At 38.3% G+C, this 17,641-nt stretch carries 13 protein-coding genes; 3 read left to right on the forward strand and 10 right to left on the reverse strand.

All coding sequences use genetic code 11. The features are described 5' to 3' along the window. The first annotated feature begins 89 nt into the window (after positions 1-89). Together EM4838_RS10275 and EM4838_RS10280 are read left to right on the forward strand one after the other, a co-directional pair. On the forward strand, positions 90-368 hold the full coding sequence (locus EM4838_RS10275; RefSeq protein ID WP_071867292.1) for a helix-turn-helix domain-containing protein: 279 nt from the start codon (positions 90-92) through the stop codon (positions 366-368). Continuing rightward, positions 365-1,210, forward strand: coding sequence for an IS3 family transposase (locus EM4838_RS10280; protein WP_157811375.1), 846 nt, complete (start codon positions 365-367; stop codon positions 1,208-1,210). Before EM4838_RS10275 ends, EM4838_RS10280 begins: the two co-directional genes overlap by 4 nt. Before the next feature lie 75 nt (positions 1,211-1,285). Here the strand turns inward: EM4838_RS10280 and EM4838_RS10285 are convergent, their stop codons facing one another. Both EM4838_RS10285 and EM4838_RS10290 read right to left on the reverse strand, forming a co-directional pair. Then, positions 1,286-3,529 carry an ATP-binding cassette domain-containing protein gene (locus EM4838_RS10285; protein WP_071867291.1) on the reverse strand — a complete coding sequence of 748 codons (2,244 nt, stop codon included), beginning with the start codon at positions 3,527-3,529 and terminating at the stop codon, positions 1,286-1,288. 249 nt (positions 3,530-3,778) lie between these two features. After that, positions 3,779-4,435, reverse strand: a complete 657-nt coding sequence (locus EM4838_RS10290) for a redox-sensing transcriptional repressor Rex (protein ID WP_010734798.1) — start codon at positions 4,433-4,435, stop codon at positions 3,779-3,781. 215 nt (positions 4,436-4,650) lie between these two features. Between EM4838_RS10290 and EM4838_RS10295 the strand changes: the two genes are divergently transcribed. After that, complete coding sequence (locus EM4838_RS10295) at positions 4,651-6,591, forward strand: ABC-F family ATP-binding cassette domain-containing protein (protein ID WP_071867290.1); 1,941 nt, start codon at positions 4,651-4,653, stop codon at positions 6,589-6,591. A 72-nt stretch (positions 6,592-6,663) separates the two neighbouring features. Here the strand turns inward: EM4838_RS10295 and rhaM are convergent, their stop codons facing one another. From rhaM to EM4838_RS10335, 8 genes are all read right to left on the reverse strand, one after another. Next, positions 6,664-6,987, reverse strand: coding sequence for an L-rhamnose mutarotase (gene rhaM / locus EM4838_RS10300; RefSeq protein WP_071867289.1), 324 nt, complete (start codon positions 6,985-6,987; stop codon positions 6,664-6,666). 401 nt (positions 6,988-7,388) lie between these two features. Next, a complete protein-coding gene (locus tag EM4838_RS10305; protein WP_071867288.1) occupies positions 7,389-8,459 on the reverse strand; it encodes a hypothetical protein in 1,071 nt (356 codons plus the stop codon). Positions 8,460-8,816: 357 nt separating this feature from the next. Then, positions 8,817-9,947: an ABC transporter permease gene (locus EM4838_RS10310; RefSeq protein WP_071867287.1), complete on the reverse strand. Its 1,131-nt coding sequence runs from the start codon at positions 9,945-9,947 to the stop codon at positions 8,817-8,819. Beyond that, the gene (locus EM4838_RS10315; RefSeq protein WP_071867286.1) at positions 9,947-11,047 is read right to left on the reverse strand and encodes an ABC transporter permease; all 1,101 of its coding nucleotides are present in this window, start codon (positions 11,045-11,047) and stop codon (positions 9,947-9,949) included. The genes EM4838_RS10310 and EM4838_RS10315 overlap by 1 nt, the downstream gene beginning before the upstream one ends. Before the next feature lie 11 nt (positions 11,048-11,058). Continuing rightward, on the reverse strand, positions 11,059-11,994 hold the full coding sequence (locus EM4838_RS10320) for an ABC transporter ATP-binding protein (protein ID WP_071867285.1): 936 nt from the start codon (positions 11,992-11,994) through the stop codon (positions 11,059-11,061). A gap of 64 nt (positions 11,995-12,058) precedes the next feature. Continuing rightward, positions 12,059-13,189, reverse strand: a complete 1,131-nt coding sequence (locus EM4838_RS10325; protein ID WP_071867284.1) for a sensor histidine kinase — start codon at positions 13,187-13,189, stop codon at positions 12,059-12,061. After that, positions 13,190-13,822, reverse strand: coding sequence for a response regulator transcription factor (locus tag EM4838_RS10330; protein ID WP_071867283.1), 633 nt, complete (start codon positions 13,820-13,822; stop codon positions 13,190-13,192). A gap of 394 nt (positions 13,823-14,216) precedes the next feature. Then, complete coding sequence (locus tag EM4838_RS10335; protein ID WP_071867282.1) at positions 14,217-17,075, reverse strand: LPXTG cell wall anchor domain-containing protein; 2,859 nt, start codon at positions 17,073-17,075, stop codon at positions 14,217-14,219. Positions 17,076-17,641 lie beyond the last annotated feature (566 nt).

Raw genomic sequence — 17,641 nt, forward strand, 5'->3', positions numbered from 1 at the left:
ACAAGTCATTTGGAAGTGACACTATAATAAGATACAATTAAAAAAGAGCACCTCAAATTTAGTAAAATAAATTTGGAGGTGTTTTTATCATGACAAAACATAATTATTATCCCAAAGAATTAAAAATTCAGATTGTTAAACGTCTGCTGGCAGGTGAATCAGCTACTGCGCTTCGAACAGAGTTCCATATCCCTAGTACTGGAACCATTTTTACTTGGAAAAAATGGTATCTTACTAATAATTTAAAAAGGCTTGATTCTTCTTCGGGTCGTCCTAGAAAAGAACAACAGACAGTCTTACAAGAACTAGAAGAAAAGAACAAGGAACTGTCTCTCTTAAAAAAATTTTTCTCTCAGGAAAGGTGGTGACATTAGAAAACATCGTTCACTTTATTAACCAGCATACCAATGAATTGTCAATTGTACGCTTGACGGAATTATTTGGTATCTCAAGAAGTACCTATTATCGCAATCGGAATCGAGAGTTTTCTGCACTCACTTTAATTGAAAAACGTGTTCATCAGTTAGTTGTCGCAAACCATTTCTTATTTGGTTATCGTAAAATCCATGCTTTATTGAATCGAGAAATGTTTGTAGGTATTAATAAGGTTGCACGAATTATGAAAAAATACGGATGGAATTGCCTTGCTAAAGTAAAAAAACGTAAACATGCTGGGAAAATACACAAAACCTTTGATAACCTTATCCAAAAGAATTGGACGACAAACCAACCAATGGAAAAACTAACCACAGATATTACTTACTTGCCCTTTGGCAAATCCATGTTATATCTTTCTACCATTATGGACACCTTCAATAGTGAAATTGTTGCTTATCAATTGTCTGAACAAGCGGATACTCAGTTAGTCGTAGACACATTCAATCAATTAAACCATTTAAAAGAAACAACTATTTTGCATAGCGACCAAGGATCAACTTACACTTCGAAGGTATTCTGCGAACTTGTTAAACAAAAAAACGTTATCCAAAGTATGTCCCGTAAAGGAACACCTTCAGATAACGCTCCGATAGAATCGTTTCATTCCTCACTAAAGTCTGAAACGTTCTACATTTCAAAAGAACCAATAGGCTCTAATAATAGAGTAATCGAAATTGTCGAAAATTACATCTATTTTTGGAACAATCAACGAATTTTAGCCAAATTAGGCTATAATTCTCCAATTGACTATCGAATGAAAGGCACAAATTGAGTTGCTCTTTTTATTTTGTATCAAAAAATAGTCGCACTTCCTTTTCTACAAACAATGACTTGTCGCTCTTTTTATTTAAACATCCATTAAATAACGAGCTGTGATCGACTGTTCACAAGTACCGATTTTTTCTGGTGTTCCTTCATAAAGGATCTCGCCACCACGAATTCCCCCATCGATCCCTACATCGATCAACCAATCTGCTGCCTTCATGATTTCCAGATTATGTTCAATGACGATGACCGTGTTTCCTTTATTGACCAACCGTTCGATGATTTCTAAGATACTCTTGATATCTGCCATGTGTAAACCGGTTGTTGGTTCGTCCATAATGTAGATATTGCCTTTTTTGCTTAATTCCTTTGCTAGTTTCAACCGTTGACATTCTCCTCCTGACAATGTATTTAACGGTTGTCCCAACGTCATATATCCTAGCCCTACTTCTAAAATTTGTTTCAGTTTTCGTTGAATCGATTTTTCTTCAAAAAATGCCACCGCTTCAGTCACACTCATCGCTAGTACTTCATCGATCGATTTCTCTTTTAATTTGTATTGATAAACTTCTTCTTTGAATCGTTTACCGCCACAGGCTTGGCAAAGGACCTCTACAGAATCCATAAAAGATAATTCCATTTTGATATGACCATGTCCTTTACAAGTTTCACATGCCCCTTCTGAATTATAAGAGAACAGTCCGGCAGAAACATTATTTTCCAACGAGAAGACCTTGCGGATATCGTTCATGATCCCTGAATAAGTCGCTGGGTTGGAACGAATATTCCCTGCAACAGCTGACTGATCGATATTGATTGCTTCCGGGTACTCTTTCGCAAACACCCCGTTCACTAAACTGCTCTTTCCTGAACCAGCTACTCCAGTCACTACTGTAAAAATACCTAATGGTACTCTGAGAGAAGTATTTTTAAGATTATGCAATGTCGATTTTGAGGTTTCAATAAACTTGTCTGTTTTTCTTGGCTCCTGTTTGAAACCTATCATTTGTCCAAAAGCTTTCCCAGTTAAAGTATCAGAAGCCAGTAATCCTTCATAACTACCTTCATAGGTGATATACCCACCATTTTTACCAGCTTTTGGTCCTACATCAATGATATGATCTGCTACTTTGATGACATCGGGATCATGTTCTACGACAATTACCGTGTTTCCTTTATCACGCAATTTGACTAGTAATTCATTTAAGCGATGAACATCTCGTGGATGCAAACCAATACTTGGCTCATCGAAGATATAAATGACGTCATTTAAACTAGAAGATAAGTGCTTGACCATTTTCACTCGTTGGCTTTCTCCTCCAGATAAAGTCGCTGTCTCGCGATCTAAAGAAACGTAATCTAACCCAATATTGATCAGATCTTGTAGTCGTGATTGGAGATTTTTCAACACTGGTTGGATCATTTCATCTGTGATCCTCGGTAAGATTTCTAATAGTTCATCCAGTTGCATCGCTAAGAAATCTGCGATTGAATATCCGTTGATCTTGCAGCCCAAAACCTTTTGATTGAATCGTTTTCCCTGACATTCTGGGCATCTTTGTTCATCCATGAACGCTGCGATTTTTTTCTGGGTCGCGGCAGAGCTCTCAGTGCCCCCTTTGATATTGGAACGATTGAAACGTGCCACTAATCCCTCATAGGTCGAACTCATCCCTTCCATATACAACGAATCGATTTTTTCTCCAGAAGCATACAAGAACTTTTCCATTTCCTCTGTTGAATAGTCTTTTAATGGCTTATTATTGTCAAAAAAACCTGTGTTCGTGAACGACTTCAATAACCAAGATCCTACTTTATAGCCTGGAAGTAAAATCGCTCCTTCATTCAAGGATTTTTCTAAATCTAACGCTTTGTCTAGATTCAATCCAACGATCCGACCAATCCCTTCACACGCTGGACACATGCCGTGAGGATCATTGAATGAGAAATTCCAAGCGGGACCTAAGTGTGGTGTACCAATACGAGAAAAAAGCAAGCGGATCAGTGGATTGATATCTGTGATCGTTCCTAATGTAGAACGAGAATTCCCACCTAAACGGCTTTGATCTACGACGACTGCCATAGATAAATTGTCGATGGCGTCTGCTTCTGGCTGACTATACTTAGGTAAGAAATTCTGCACAAATTTAGAGAAGTTTTCATTGAGCTGTCTGCCTGCTTCTTGGGCAATCGTATCAAAAACGATGGAAGATTTACCCGAACCGGAGACACCTGTAAAAATCGTGATCTTTCTTTTTGGGATTTGTAAATCAAACCCTTTTAGATTGTTCTGTCTGGCATTATGTATCCTGATATATTCCTGCATTGCTGATCCTCCCGTATTCCCTGGATTTTTTGGTGAAGCATTATTATAACACAGAAACAATGTGTCACTATAATACATTTCGAAGATTTCAGTTATTGTCCTATCAGCCTTCTAATTGAATAGACATCAATAAAAGAAATATTCCTTATTTTTATCCATATCTAAAAAAGATCATAAAAAAACAAACTATTTTTCTAGTGAACAGAAAAATAGTTTGTCATTGATTGTTTAACTCTTCTTTATTCCCGGTTATTCGTTGTCGTCATGCTCGTGCAAGGACGCATCGGAATGCAAGAAGTAGATCAACGTTTGTAACTCGTTCGTCAAATCGACATTTTGGATCAATACTTCGGATGGTGCATTTAGTCGAGCAGATGTAAAGTTCAATATCCCTTTAACACCGGCTTCTGTCAAACGATTCACGACTTCTTGTGCTTTTTCAGCAGGAATCGTTAAGATCGCTACTTCGATTTGTTGGATCTTGATTTGTTCGATCATGTCATCCATCGGATAAACGGGGATACCATCAACGATCCGACCAACGATTTCTGGGTTCACATCAAAAGCACAGCTGACACGGATACTATTACTTTGATGGAATTTATATTTCAATAAAGCACTTCCTAGATTACCGACCCCGATCAATGCGACGTTCGTCAATTGATCATCATTCAAGGTTTTTGCAAAGAAATGCATCAAGTCCTCTACATCATAACCGTACCCACGTTTTCCTAGTTCGCCGAAATAGGAAAAGTCACGACGGATCGTTGCACTATCTACTTGAACTGCTTCACTTAGTTCAGTTGATGAAACTTTTTTCTTACCTGCGTTATTCAAGATTCTTAAATAACGATAATATAAAGGCAGGCGTTTTGCGGTTGCCTTTGGAATTACATGGTCTTTCACTTCATTACCTCCACTGTATTTCTTCTCGATTTATACATCATATCAGTACTTACACAAAAAAATCAATTTCGTTGCTTGTATATTGTGAATTTTTATTCTTATTCTCATTTTCCTAGCTTCTCAGAACCTCGCAGTAACTATGAATTTGTGGTAGACTACAAGAGAAAAAGACCATGAAATTCTAGGATAATTCACAAAGTAGAAAAGAGGATTCGATGATACTATTACAAGCCAATCAAATCGCTCGCCATTTTGGCGCTGAGATTTTATTTGAAAATATCCACTTAGAGATCCAAACGGGTGCACGTATCGCTTTAGTCGGACGTAACGGCGCCGGTAAATCGACATTATTAAAAATCATTGCTGGCATTGAAGCGCCCGATGTAGGTAATATCGCAAAAAACAAAACAGCTACCCTTGGTTATCTGGCCCAAGATACAGGATTAGATTCAACTGAAACAGTCTGGAATGAGATGCTAAAAGCATTTGAAGACGTACGATTGATGGAACAGCGAATGCGTGACCTTGAAGTATTTATTAGTGAAGGCACCCCTGACACGCCGGCTTATCAATCCTTCTTGAAAGAATATGATAAATTACAGCATGATTTTTCTGATAAGAACGGCTATAGTTATGAAAATGAGATTCGCTCTGTATTACATGGATTCAAATTTGATCCGTCGTTTTACGAGCAAAGAATCGATACGTTATCTGGTGGTCAAAAAACAAGATTAGCTTTAGCGAGGATGCTTTTACAACATCCAGATATCTTGATCTTGGATGAGCCAACTAACCACTTGGACATCGAAACACTTGCTTGGTTGGAAAACTATTTGCAAAGTTATACTGGTGCCCTTCTGATCGTCTCTCATGACCGCTACTTCTTGGACAAAGTGGCGACTGAAGTATATGAACTAAGTCGGAAAAAGATGCGTCACTACAAAGGAAATTATTCCAAATATTTAGATATGAAAGCTGAACAATTAGCTTCTGATTGGAAAGCCTATGAAAAGCAACAAACAGAAATCAATAAACTCGAAGATTTTGTTGCCAGAAATCTTGTCCGTGCCTCAACGACAAAACGTGCCCAAAGCCGTCGAAAGGCATTAGAAAAAATGGAACGATTAGACCGTCCACAAGGAGATGAGAAACAAGCACATTTTCTCTTCAACGTTGCAAAACCTTCGGGAAATGTTGTCTTACAAGTAGAAGATGCCGCTATTGGCTATGATGGCACCGTCTTATCTGAACCAATCAATTTGGATATCCGTCGTCAAGAAGCAATCGCATTAGTGGGACCAAATGGAATCGGCAAATCCACTTTACTGAAATCGATCATCCAACAGCTGCCTTTCATACGTGGAAAAGAAACACTTGGTACGAATGTCAGCATTGGTTATTACGACCAAGGACAAGCGGAACTTCACACCAATAAAACGATTCTTGCTGAATTGTGGGATGAGCATCCAACTGTTCCGGAAAAAGATATTCGTTCGATTTTAGGCGCTTTTTTATTTTCTGGCGAAGATGTCGAAAAAACGATCCCCTTATTAAGTGGTGGAGAAAAAGCGCGTGTCGCATTAGCAAAATTAGCAATGAACCAAGAGAACTTTTTGATTTTAGATGAGCCGACCAACCACTTAGATATCGATAATAAAGAAGTATTGGAAAATGCGTTGATCGACTATGAAGGAACATTGCTCTTTGTCTCCCATGACCGCTACTTCATCAATCGTATTGCCACTAAAGTTATTGAACTCTCAGAAAATGGAAGCAAAGTCTACCTGGGTGACTATGATTATTATTTAGAAAAGAAAAAAGAAGAAGAAGAAATTGCGGAACTGTTAGCAGCTGAACAACCTGAGGTCAGCACGCCTTCAACAAACAAATCCACTTACTTCCAAAGCAAAGAGCAACAAAAGATGATGCGGAGCTTGCAACGTAAAATCACGCAAATCGAAGAAGATATGGCTCAACTAGAAGAAACAGTGGATGAACTCGAACAACAGATGGTTTCTCCTGCTGTATTAGATGACCATGTCAAATTGAATGAATTGAATCAAGCTCTTGATGAAGCACATCAGCTACAAGAAGAAAAGTTGGCTGAATGGGAAAACTTAAGTCTTGAGTTAGAAGAAATCGAAAATAATCAATAGACTCGCTCCTGTCATCCTCTCAAACAAAAACGCTGAAAGCTGACTTTATGTCCTGCTTTCAGCGTTTTTACTTTAGACTTGTTGATATAAATCGAAAACATGTTTCAATTCGACAGTTACTGGAGAATGGTCTGGATTCGTTTCCATCAGATCTTCCATGAACACCCACCACTTTTGATTGATTTCTGTTTCTGGTACATGGCGCCATTTTTCTTCATCTTCAATCTCTAAATACCCAAAGAGAGTATTTGTTTCTGGATCAAGAAAAATCGAATAAGAGAGCGCACCATGTTCAGCCAACATTTCACGCATCTCCGGCCACAATTCATTGTGTCTTTTGAGGTACTCTGCTTCGTATCCTGGGTACAACTTCATTTTTACTGCTTTTTTGATCATCTTTATTCCCCTTTCATTGATTGTTCGATCTGCTCGACGCTAGCAATTATTTTTTGGTTCTTACTTGCTTCTTTATTTTCCAATTTAAAGCAAGCGTTTACAATAGCAAAAAATAAGGATAACGGTGGCAGATTCACAGGAATTCATCATAGGACAAAAAAGCGACCGCGGTGGGTGGCCGCGGTCTAGGAGTTTATTTTTACTTGAGGAGTAAAAATGAAAAAGTATAGGGTTGTTGGTTGGTATGTATATAGAATAGAAGAAAAGTTTGAAGAATTTTCACTACAATATTTGTCTTTTGTTAGGATAATTCATTAAGAAAAAGTAAAACGCCATGTACTTTAGTTACTTACTAATAAAATAATCATTCCATAGGATAAACTTTACACCTTGTTTTCCCCTTATCTAAGGTAGTTAAAGTAATCGGTTCGTCTACTTCTTACTTTCTTGCTTGCTTTTGCTTGTTGCTTTAAGAAACTTATTTTTTTTCGATTTCTGAAATTAAGTTTTCTTAGTTGGTTCCGAATAAAGACGAATCTTCTTCTATTATTCATTGATTTTTGTTTCTTTTGATAAATGGTTACTTTCCTATTCGCGATGATAATAGCCTTCTTATTTTTTTGTCTGGCGCTATTCTTGCTAGCATCTAGCACTGATGATAACTGATTTTTTTGACTATGATTATCTTTTGAGGAGACTATTCCTAATTCTTGGGGCTCTTTAGTTTTTTCTATGATGGTCATTTTTCTATTTTTAACCATGACCGTTTCAAATACACCTAATCGTCGAGCAATATGCTCTTGTTCCAACCGATCTTTTTTTTCTGAAACGCTCTCTGATGAAAAGTTACTCGACGAAGCTTCTTGAGCATTCATTGGTGGAGTAGTGGCTACTTTTTTGTCAATGTCTGTCAAATATGCTTGAATCATTGGATCAAGCATAAAAAAATTTGGTTTCGCTCGCGCACTCACTTCCTCTCTTGTTTCGTCATTTAACAATCGATTATAGTCTGGATTTTTTAAGCAGAAGTCGAGGATTCCTCTTCTTATAACAATAGTTTCTTCTAATGATTGAACTAAATTTGTAAGCACACTAGCATCAACATTTGCATCTACTGTTCGATTTTTCTGTTGCTGAAATTGCTCAAGTTTTTCTTTATCGATACCTAGCCATAAATGTATATAATCTGATAAATAGAAATTTTTCTCGTAATACTTAGTTATTTGAGTAGTCAATTCATTTTGTCCATTATTTTTACAGTTGATTGCAATTTTTTCTGCTTGTTGGAGACGGATGATTGCAGCTTCCTTACTTGACCAATCTCCTTCTGGTATCTGACGTTTTAGGATTTTGTCTATTTCTTCTTTGACCGTTTTTTCAAATTCATTAAAAGAAGTTTGTTGATTTTCACTAAGCAAAGTTGATTCCTGCGTTTGACTAAAGATATTTCTAATCCGTTGGCTGATTCCCATATTATCCCTCCTTGTTTCTGTTGATAAAATGAGTATACAGTTTGTAAATCGATTCGTTCGCCTTTCTTTTCTTGTAAATTCAAAAAAAAGACTTGACTGTTCTATTGAATTTAGTCAATTCATTTTAGATTTAGAAAAACATGTGTCCGAGTCATTAGTCCTCTCGTACCATCTAAAACTGAATAAATGAGGGAAATAAAAATAATCACTTCGAAAAATAAGGCGCCATCCACAAAAATTTAAAAAACAAATATCGCAGATGGCGCCTTATTTCTCGAGGCTAGGCACTGCTGTCCCGATCGCTTACTTTTCTTCTAATTTGGCGTATCCACCTTGAATTGCCTCACGCTTTTTTGATCAGCTATATACTTCTTGCCTTGTTCGCCTCGTATATCCATATACCGCCAAACTTAGAAAGAATAGAGTATAAATGACTAAGATGATCACTTCGCTATAATTACTTCCCCATGTTTGTCCGGATTGAAAGTTTTTGATGATCGTCAAGATCCAATATTGGGGAGTGACCATCGACACTTTCTGCATCAATTCTGGCATCACCTCATGTGGAATCAAAGCACCAGATAGTAAACTTGTGACGGTAATCAAGATACTTTGCAAAGCCGCTGCTACAGTTGTACTTGGGGCAAGAACACCAATCGCAATCGACCAACTTACGGCAAGTAAACTAAATAGACTTAGTAGTACAATCAAATCAACAGCACTTAAACCAGGATCAATGTTAAATAGGACGATCATGACAACAACTGCTAACATTACTTGGATCAGCATAGCGAATGTCGCAAAGATCGTTGTCCCGATAAAATACGTGCTTTTAGCTACCGAAGTCGTCATCAAACGTGTATAAATTTTATTGCGTCGTTCTTGCTGGATAGTCGTTGTCCCAAAATTACCTGCTTGGAAAAGAAGCATCATCAACAAAAAGCCAACGATTTGCACCGACATTCGTTCGGTCATTGTGCTTTGATCTACTTGATTGATCTCGATTTCTGTCGATTCTTTCAAGCGTTCAAGTGATTCGTCCTCCTCTCCAGCTTCTGCTAACAGATGGATACTAGAAACTTCTGCTAATGCACGTTGGGTCAAGCGGTCGATATTCTCCAACAGTTCTCCTTTTTGGAATGTCCGGAGAGAGAGTTTCGTATTCTCAGAAACATTTTCTTGATAACCTTTAGGGATTGTGATGACTGCCACCGCATTTTGTCGGGAAAGAACTTGATCAATTTCTTCAGCTGAACCAATTTCCTGAACACTGACTCGTTTTTCCAAACTTTCAATAAGCAATTCACTATAGGATGAGCGATCTTGATCGACTACCCCTATCGTCAGGAGATTCGTTTCTTGATCGCCATAAGCAAAAAGATAAAGGACGACACTCAAGAAAGGAATTCCTATAAGAAACAAGATTTGCAATGGTCGATTTTTCCAAAGAACCAACCTTTCTCTTACGATCCAAAAGATATCTCTCATTAGAATACCTCCCTTTTATCTAAAATGACGACTGATGACATGAGTAAAACAAACAATAACCCAAAATTCCCATAGATACCTAACCAGTGCAAGGGATTGTCGGTCCACAAACTTTCTCTTACAGATGCTAAAACCCAACCTAATGGTGACAATCCCATCATCGTTTCATTGGTTGGAAAGTAGGCACCACCTAAAAATCCAGTGAGTTGAATAAATATCTGGGTAATGCCAGAACCAATTCTTTTTTCATCACGGTCTCCAATGGTTTCTAAAAATAAACCGAGTGCGAGAAAACTGCCCATAAGTGCGATTAAGTTGAGATAAGAAAAACCAAATCTTAAATACCATGGAACATCAAATAATAATTGAGAGATGAGCATCAAGACCAACACTACCAACATGCCAAATATGAAATGTCCAAAAAATGTCGAAAAAATGATCGTTTTACGGCTAAGTGGTGTGACTAATTCTCTTTGCACGGTTCCATGCTGTCGTGCTTCTCGAAACATGCTCAGACCAATTTCCGAAAAATATAAAACAAATAGACTAATCATAGCAATCGCATAGTATTGGTAGGAAGATGCGCTTTCTCTTTGATTTTCTTGATCGACCACAATCGCCTCTGTAAACTGCTCTGCTGAAACTAGGCCAGTGGTTGCCGGCAAGTGCTGTTCCTTAATGAAACTTTGTCGTTTGATTTCCTGTACGATTTCTACTAGATAGCTTTGAAGGATTGTTTTTTCTACATTGGTCAATTCCCGACTCTGCACTTCGATGTGATCGGAAAAATGTAAGTAAGCATCAGCTTCTTGTTTTCTTATATTCGCTAATCCTTCCTTTTCATTTGTCACTTCTTCAAAATGAATAGCACCTTCTGCAAAAGAAGTCACTTGTTGGAATATCTCACGAACTTCTTGATCGTCTACCTGATATTGTACCGTCAATGGCTCCATATCAGAGGTAATGTCATTATTGAATACACCTTGGAGGACTGCCCCTAGAATAAACATCAACGTGATCGGAAAAGCGAGATAATAAATGTAATTCGATTTCTCACGAAAATTTTGTATCAGGGTCCGGATAATTATTTTTTCATTCATACTCACTCCTCCTAATCACGTAGATTACGTCCAGTCAAACTAAGAAAAACTGTTTCTAAATCTGGAGCTTGTTGCAGTACATCGACTACTCTAACTTCTTGCTTGATCAGTATCATTAATAGTTGATTCAATAATTTGCTTTCAAGCACCGTCACGATCTGTACTTGCTGTTTGTCGAGTGAAACATTGATGATCCCATTAATATTATTGATTTCTTCTATATCCAGTGCCTCTGGATTCTCCACAGTGATTTGCAGATTGATTTTATCCGTGACGAGATTCACTAATTCTTCCTCACTACCGATAGCAATCACTTGACCTTTATCGATAATGACGATCTCATCTGCCAAACGTGCGACTTCTTCCATATAGTGACTCGTGTAGATGATCGTCGTACCGTTTTCTTTCATTTTTTCAATGGCATCTAAAATATAATTTCTAGATTGTGGATCGATCCCCACTGTCGGTTCATCCATGATCAGTAAAGCAGGTTGATGGGCAATCGCCATTGCAATATTCAATCGTCGTTGCATTCCTCCAGAAAAAGCACTCGGTCGCTCTTTTCTTCGTTCATACAAATCAACCGTTCTCAATGCCTTTTCTACATTCTTTTTTAGTTCTTCCCCTCTGAGTCCATATAGACCACAAAAAAAGCGGACATTTTCTTCAGCAGACAAATCATAATAAATCGCTAACTCTTGTGGAACAACGCCTAATTTTCGCCTAAGTTCTCTTTTTCGCTCGCTCATCTCTTCTGAAAACAACTGAACCGTTCCAGATGTCTTATTCAATAAACCAGTAATCATATTGATAACGGTTGACTTTCCTGCGCCATTTGGACCTAGTAACCCTAAAATCGTTCCTTCTGGTACTTCAAATGACACACCATCCACAGCAATTTTCTGTCCAAATTTTTTTGTCAATTTTTGCACACTGAGTATATTCATCCAATCACTCCTTTTCTTTATTTTATAAAAAAAGAGAAACTGTAATAGTACAGTTTCTCATGATTTACGAATTAGAAATCTCATGTTCTTCATCAAAAGGTAATATCGTGGTGATGTGAAACCCATCCGTTCCATCAATCAACAATTTGCCATTCAATACGGCTGTTCGTTCTTCCATTCCTACGATCCCCAGACCTTTACGATAGTCTATTGCCCTTTTTCCATTGTTCTTCGATTCAAATCGTAAAAATTTTTGATACACATGCAAACGCACCGTGACCGTTGAAGCTTCACTATATTTCAACGTATTCGTCAAAAACTCTTTCAAATTCGCCGCTAATACCTGCCAATGAAAACGACTGATTTTATCTAAGGTACCGCTATATTGGAAATCCACGATAATCTGGTGAGTCTCGGAGAAACGTTGGAGTTCTGCCTTTACTTTATTGATGTTCAAGGTTTCATTCTTTGGTCGCTCGTCATGTAACACGTTGCGCACTTCGTTGATCGACTTTCTTAAGCGATCAGCAGATTGACTCAATAATTGATGCGCTTGTTCCGGTTGTTCTCGATTGATGACCTTTGCCGCCTCTATTTGGATCAAGCAACTCGTTAAGTCGTGCCCAAGATGGTCATGGATTTCATGAATGATCCGTTGTCTTTCTACTAACGTTGCTTCTTTTTGCATCGCTTCAGCATTCAAAGTGCTTTGTGCAAAGAGTTTTGATAACTTGTTTCGTTCAATCCGTAAAAAATCGGAAGAAGTAGTTAACTCTTCTTGTTGTTTCATCATTTTTTCCGCAGACCAAACGATACTGATCATCCCACTTACCCACAGTACAAAGAGAAAATAAAGTGAGTCAGAGAGAAAAAAGCTGCCAACGCTATAATTGATCAAGGCTACAAATAAAAGTAACCATGACTTTTGGAAGCAAAAATAACCTTGTAGCAAGGAAAGTGGCAATAGAAAAATCGCTTGTTCGACAAAAATCAAACTCAATAGAACACTGATCAATTGCAAAGCAACAAACCAAGGCCGATGTTTCTGAAAACTTTCGCCTAAGAAAAAAAATGTCAACCATACCATACTTAAACTAATGACAAACATCAAAAGGGTAGAGGTTGTTTGATAGATCATCAACCCGATCAAACCAATGATCGATAGCAAGTTGATCGATAATTTGATTGCTTGCATCTACGTCATAACCTCACCTGTGAGAACATAGATCGCTAATTGCGTACGATGATCCAAGTTCAGTTTTTTTAAAATCATTGAAAGATTGTTATGGACAGTTCCTTCACTTAAAAATAGTGTTTGCGCAATCACTTTATTTGTCATTCCTTTTGCGACGAGGTAGGCTATTTCTTGCTCTCGCTCCGTCAGTAAGGAGAGATCTGCTTCTTGATCATTCTTGTTACCTAATTGTTGCGTTGCCTTCACGAGGATTTCTTTCGAAAGGATCGTTTGTCCCTGTAACACACTCTTGATTGCTTGGATCACCGCCTCAGGAGGAGTTGTTTTCAGCAAGTAACCACTTGCACCGTTGCGTATTCCTTCCTCTATGTAACGATCTTCATCAAACGTAGTTAAAATGATGACAGGTATCTGATATTCTTCCGTAATCTGTTCCGTAGCGGTGACGCCATCCATTCCCGGCATTCGGACATCCATCAATACAAGATCTACTTGATTTTTTTCGCAAAAAGCAATAGCTGAACGTCCATCATGACAAATACCCACTACTTGAAAATCGTTTGTACTTTCTAAAATGATTTTTAAGCCGCTTGTAATCAGTGCACTATCATCTACTAATAAAATGTTTGTCATAGTGATTCTCCATTTTTTTATTTTGAGCAAGTAGGAGTAACAAGCGATCAAATCAAAAAGTGTTGGCTTCTACTTACAAAGTAGTCGTCGCATGTGTTATCTTTTTTGATAAATTCATTTCTTTTGCCTCTCGTACTTGATCTTTCCTTATAGTATACTCGAAAGAATCAGCAAATAGAAGTTTGAGCCCGTAGGCGACAGATAGATTCCTATGGTATGACTACTCACTTGCTCTTCTCTATCTATTTTTAATCAACGAAAAAACAGATTGAGACAATGATGTTAGTTTCCAGAAATAGACAAAACCCTAAAATAGAAAATCAAATCTTAGGTGAATCGTAATACTTCTTGAAGCTATACACAATTGTCTCAATCTCACACTTTCAATGATCGTTTAATTATTTTTCTTACGCTTCAGCCAGCTAGCTAATGCTGTACCTACCGCACCAAAACCAAGCAATGCAAATGCACTGGCTACTTCACCAGTTTTAGGCAGATTGTCGCCTCTTCTATTATTTCTAGTCGATGTAGCATTTGTCGCGATACTTCCACCTCTATTTCCCGAAGTATTTCCACTACCACCATTCGGAGTAGCAACAGGCTGTTCATTTCCTGGTTGGTCATTTCCAGAAGGAGCACTAATATTATTTCCACCATCCCCTGTGTTTCCTCCGGTTCCGCCATTGCCATTACCACCATCTCCATCGTTTCCTGAAAGTGCTGTAGTAAGCATAATGGGTTCAGACTCTTCCCCTTGTAAAAAGTTGGTACTCTCGTCTGAAATCGCAGTGATCCAATATGTGGTGTTTGCACTCAATCCCAAAAATACGCCAGCTACTGCTGGTACACCATCTGCGTATGCAACGACTCGCGCAAGCGGATTGGCTTGTGGATCTGTGTCGTAAATCAGGTAGGTCACATCTTGCAGCAATTCTTCCGCATGGTCATGGTACCAGTGCTCGCCTGGTGTATCTGGGGTATCGTCATGGTGTAGAAGTGCAGTATCCGCAATCGTGATCACTTCATGGGTATTGTTTTGTTTTGCTAATTCCTCGTCTATTCTCAAAAATGCACCGGCTGCTTTCGTGATTGCTTCGACATCAAAGAGATCTGTGACAAGATACTCATGATTCCCAATAGTCGGTAAGCCGGTAACCTCATAGTTAGAAAGGTTAACCGTGCCCCAATCAATGATCCAGTTCGCTCCTTCGATCGTATTCGTTCCAGCAGCACTATTCGTATACTGGAAGCTGGCTTCTTGCCACATCACCTCATCCTCAGGCGCTAACCCAGCTAACGTCGGCAGATCGAAATGATCGATTTCTGTCGTTCCATTGAATGAACGAGCAAAAACTGTCCCTTTTTCTAGAATGATCTCAGCCGGAGTCACTTCAATCATTGCTTTATTCCAATTCTGTCCAGGTTCTAATGTAGTGATACGACTGATTGGTGTAGCAGTCACTTCATAAATCCCAACACTAGAAATTTCCAAGATCAAATCCATACCATCGGCTGAAATGCTTACCCCATCCGCATCTGTCTCAAAAAGATAATCATCTGGATTTCCACCGCGTCCGAATAAAGAAAAGACATCAGTAAGTGGAATCTTTGTTTCTGCTCCACCATATGGCACTTGAAGCGTTTCTCCTAACGCATTGATCGGTAAAGTATCCCTCTCGTTACCCAGTCCTAGCTTAGGATAATTTGTCGTAGTATCCCACACCCAAGTGCTACCGAAATCCCAACCATTTGATTCATAAGTCGTTTGTGTGCGCAATTCAATGACATCTAAAGGTTCAATGACCTCTTCGATCACTTGACCACCGATTGGAACTCCACTGTATAAAGCCTCAGAGTTATTATAGTAGTAATTATTGATATTCGTTCCACCTAAACCGAAATGATCGACATCGGATTCTCCAGTGACATCTCCCATCCCATAACTGTTTTTGATTGTCAGAGAGCCGGCATTACCGACAAAACCGCCAACAGCTTCAATGCCAGTTACATGTCCCGTACTATAGTTGCGTGCTACTTCAATCGCATAAGGATGAATGGCCCCGATAAATCCTCCGACATTCGTTCTCCCAATGACATCGCCCGTCGCATAGGAATCGACTACTGTACTGTAGAAGTCGTGTCCACCAATCAAACCTCCCACGTTTTCACTTTCGGGGCTGTCAATATTCCCGGTTGCATACGAACGACTGACTTTACCCCAGCTATTCAAACCAATTAGTCCACCAGTATTGATTGTATTCGCTGTGACATTTCCTGTGGCATAACTATCTACAACTGTGTTCCCATTTACTCCGATCAACCCACCAACAGCTTGAGGATACATGTAAGGATTTGCATTAACTGTTATCGTCGCTGAAGAAGATGAGCGAGCAATCGTAGTACCTGCGACAGTATTCGCCATATAACCAATTAGTCCACCAATGTTATTCCCACTTGCTTCAATACTTCCACCACTAACAGTAGAATCAGTGACGGTCGTTGGTCCTTTAGATAGGTCATTGATTTGACCAATCAATCCCCCAACATTATTTCCGTATAGCCCTCCCACGACCCGTGGATTTTCTAATGTGATCCCAGAAATCGTTGCACCGTCTGTCACACCGAAGAATCCACGATTATGCAGATCCCCAGGTTGTACCCCAGCATTCACTATCATATTACGGATCACTGTTCCAGGTTCAGCTGTAAAACTTCCAGTGAATTTTGTTGCTAAAGTTGTCCCATATCCAACAGGTATCCAATCTGAAGTGAGTGTAATATCATTCATCAATTGGTAATGCGCTGCGAGATCATTTCGCATTTCATTCAATTCAGCTTCAGTGGTGATTTGGAAGGGCGAGGTGAGAGAACCATCACCAGCCCCTGAAAAGAAAGACTCAACAACTGCTTCACCTGTCTCCTCTATCTCTTCAACTACTGGAAATTGCTCCTCAAGCTGTAGTTCTGGTACTTCTAACAATTCTTGGTCAGTTTCTTCAGTTACCATGACCACATCACTGTCATCGTTGTTATCATCAGCCAAAAGCTCCGGTTTGTTAGATGTAGTTTCATCATTTGAGATTTCATCATCGAAGGTTTCTATTTCTTCACCTATTGTCTCTTCTTCAAAAAACGTATGTCTTATTGGATCGATATCCTCTAAAACGTTCGCAAAAGTCGGTACTGTTTGCGCTAATACCATTGAACTTAAAAGTATATGTGCAATGAGTTTTTTCTTGTTCAGTTTAACCATAAATATATCCACCCTTCGCTCTCTAATCATATTTTAATATATGTGTAAATTATCTCATAAAATAATTGATAAATGAACTTTTTTGCTATTTAATTAATACTTATAATTAGATAACTCTAATTATATTGCAACCAAATGTTTTTTTGTTTAGTATATGAAAGTTCATGTTTACTCAAAGCAACTTCTTATTATTCCTTTTTCACTAATAAAGAAACACGAGATATTAAAACATTGTTATGTAAAAAAAATCTTTTTTATTTTCCACTAAAATAAAAGTATGTCCCTCTCTGAACAGAGAGAACTTTCAACATCTTCTTAACGGCTTCCAGTTTAATTACTAATTTGTCGATCTCTTACTTCGTTTCATAGAATGATAATTATAATGTTTCCTAAAAATAGAAAAAACAATCTCCAACTTGCACATTGTAAATTTTACTCCTCATAAAATGATAAGGTTAATCATTGTTAATTCAGGCAATCAAAAGCGAAAGTGTCCTATAACCACCATGAATGATGGTTCGATCAATCATAAAACAAATAATTTTGTTTTGTTATTTTATTTTGAT

It is taken from the genome of Enterococcus mundtii (genome assembly GCF_002813755.1).
Taxonomy (GTDB): Bacteria; Bacillota; Bacilli; order Lactobacillales; family Enterococcaceae; genus Enterococcus_B; species Enterococcus_B mundtii.

What these genes read in the sequence shown, in the direction of transcription:
- EM4838_RS10275 (WP_071867292.1), top strand. Translation starts at nt 90, where the DNA reads ATGACAAAACATAATTATTATCCCAAAGAATTAAAAATTCAGATTGTT.
- EM4838_RS10285 (WP_071867291.1), bottom strand. Translation starts at nt 3,529, where the DNA reads ATGCAGGAATATATCAGGATACATAATGCCAGACAGAACAATCTAAAA.
- EM4838_RS10295 (WP_071867290.1), top strand. Translation starts at nt 4,651, where the DNA reads ATGATACTATTACAAGCCAATCAAATCGCTCGCCATTTTGGCGCTGAG.
- rhaM (WP_071867289.1), bottom strand. Translation starts at nt 6,987, where the DNA reads ATGATCAAAAAAGCAGTAAAAATGAAGTTGTACCCAGGATACGAAGCA.
- EM4838_RS10305 (WP_071867288.1), bottom strand. Translation starts at nt 8,459, where the DNA reads ATGGGAATCAGCCAACGGATTAGAAATATCTTTAGTCAAACGCAGGAA.
- EM4838_RS10310 (WP_071867287.1), bottom strand. Translation starts at nt 9,947, where the DNA reads ATGAGAGATATCTTTTGGATCGTAAGAGAAAGGTTGGTTCTTTGGAAA.
- EM4838_RS10315 (WP_071867286.1), bottom strand. Translation starts at nt 11,047, where the DNA reads ATGAATGAAAAAATAATTATCCGGACCCTGATACAAAATTTTCGTGAG.
- EM4838_RS10320 (WP_071867285.1), bottom strand. Translation starts at nt 11,994, where the DNA reads ATGAATATACTCAGTGTGCAAAAATTGACAAAAAAATTTGGACAGAAA.
- EM4838_RS10325 (WP_071867284.1), bottom strand. Translation starts at nt 13,189, where the DNA reads ATGCAAGCAATCAAATTATCGATCAACTTGCTATCGATCATTGGTTTG.
- EM4838_RS10330 (WP_071867283.1), bottom strand. Translation starts at nt 13,822, where the DNA reads ATGACAAACATTTTATTAGTAGATGATAGTGCACTGATTACAAGCGGC.
- EM4838_RS10335 (WP_071867282.1), bottom strand. Translation starts at nt 17,075, where the DNA reads ATGGTTAAACTGAACAAGAAAAAACTCATTGCACATATACTTTTAAGT.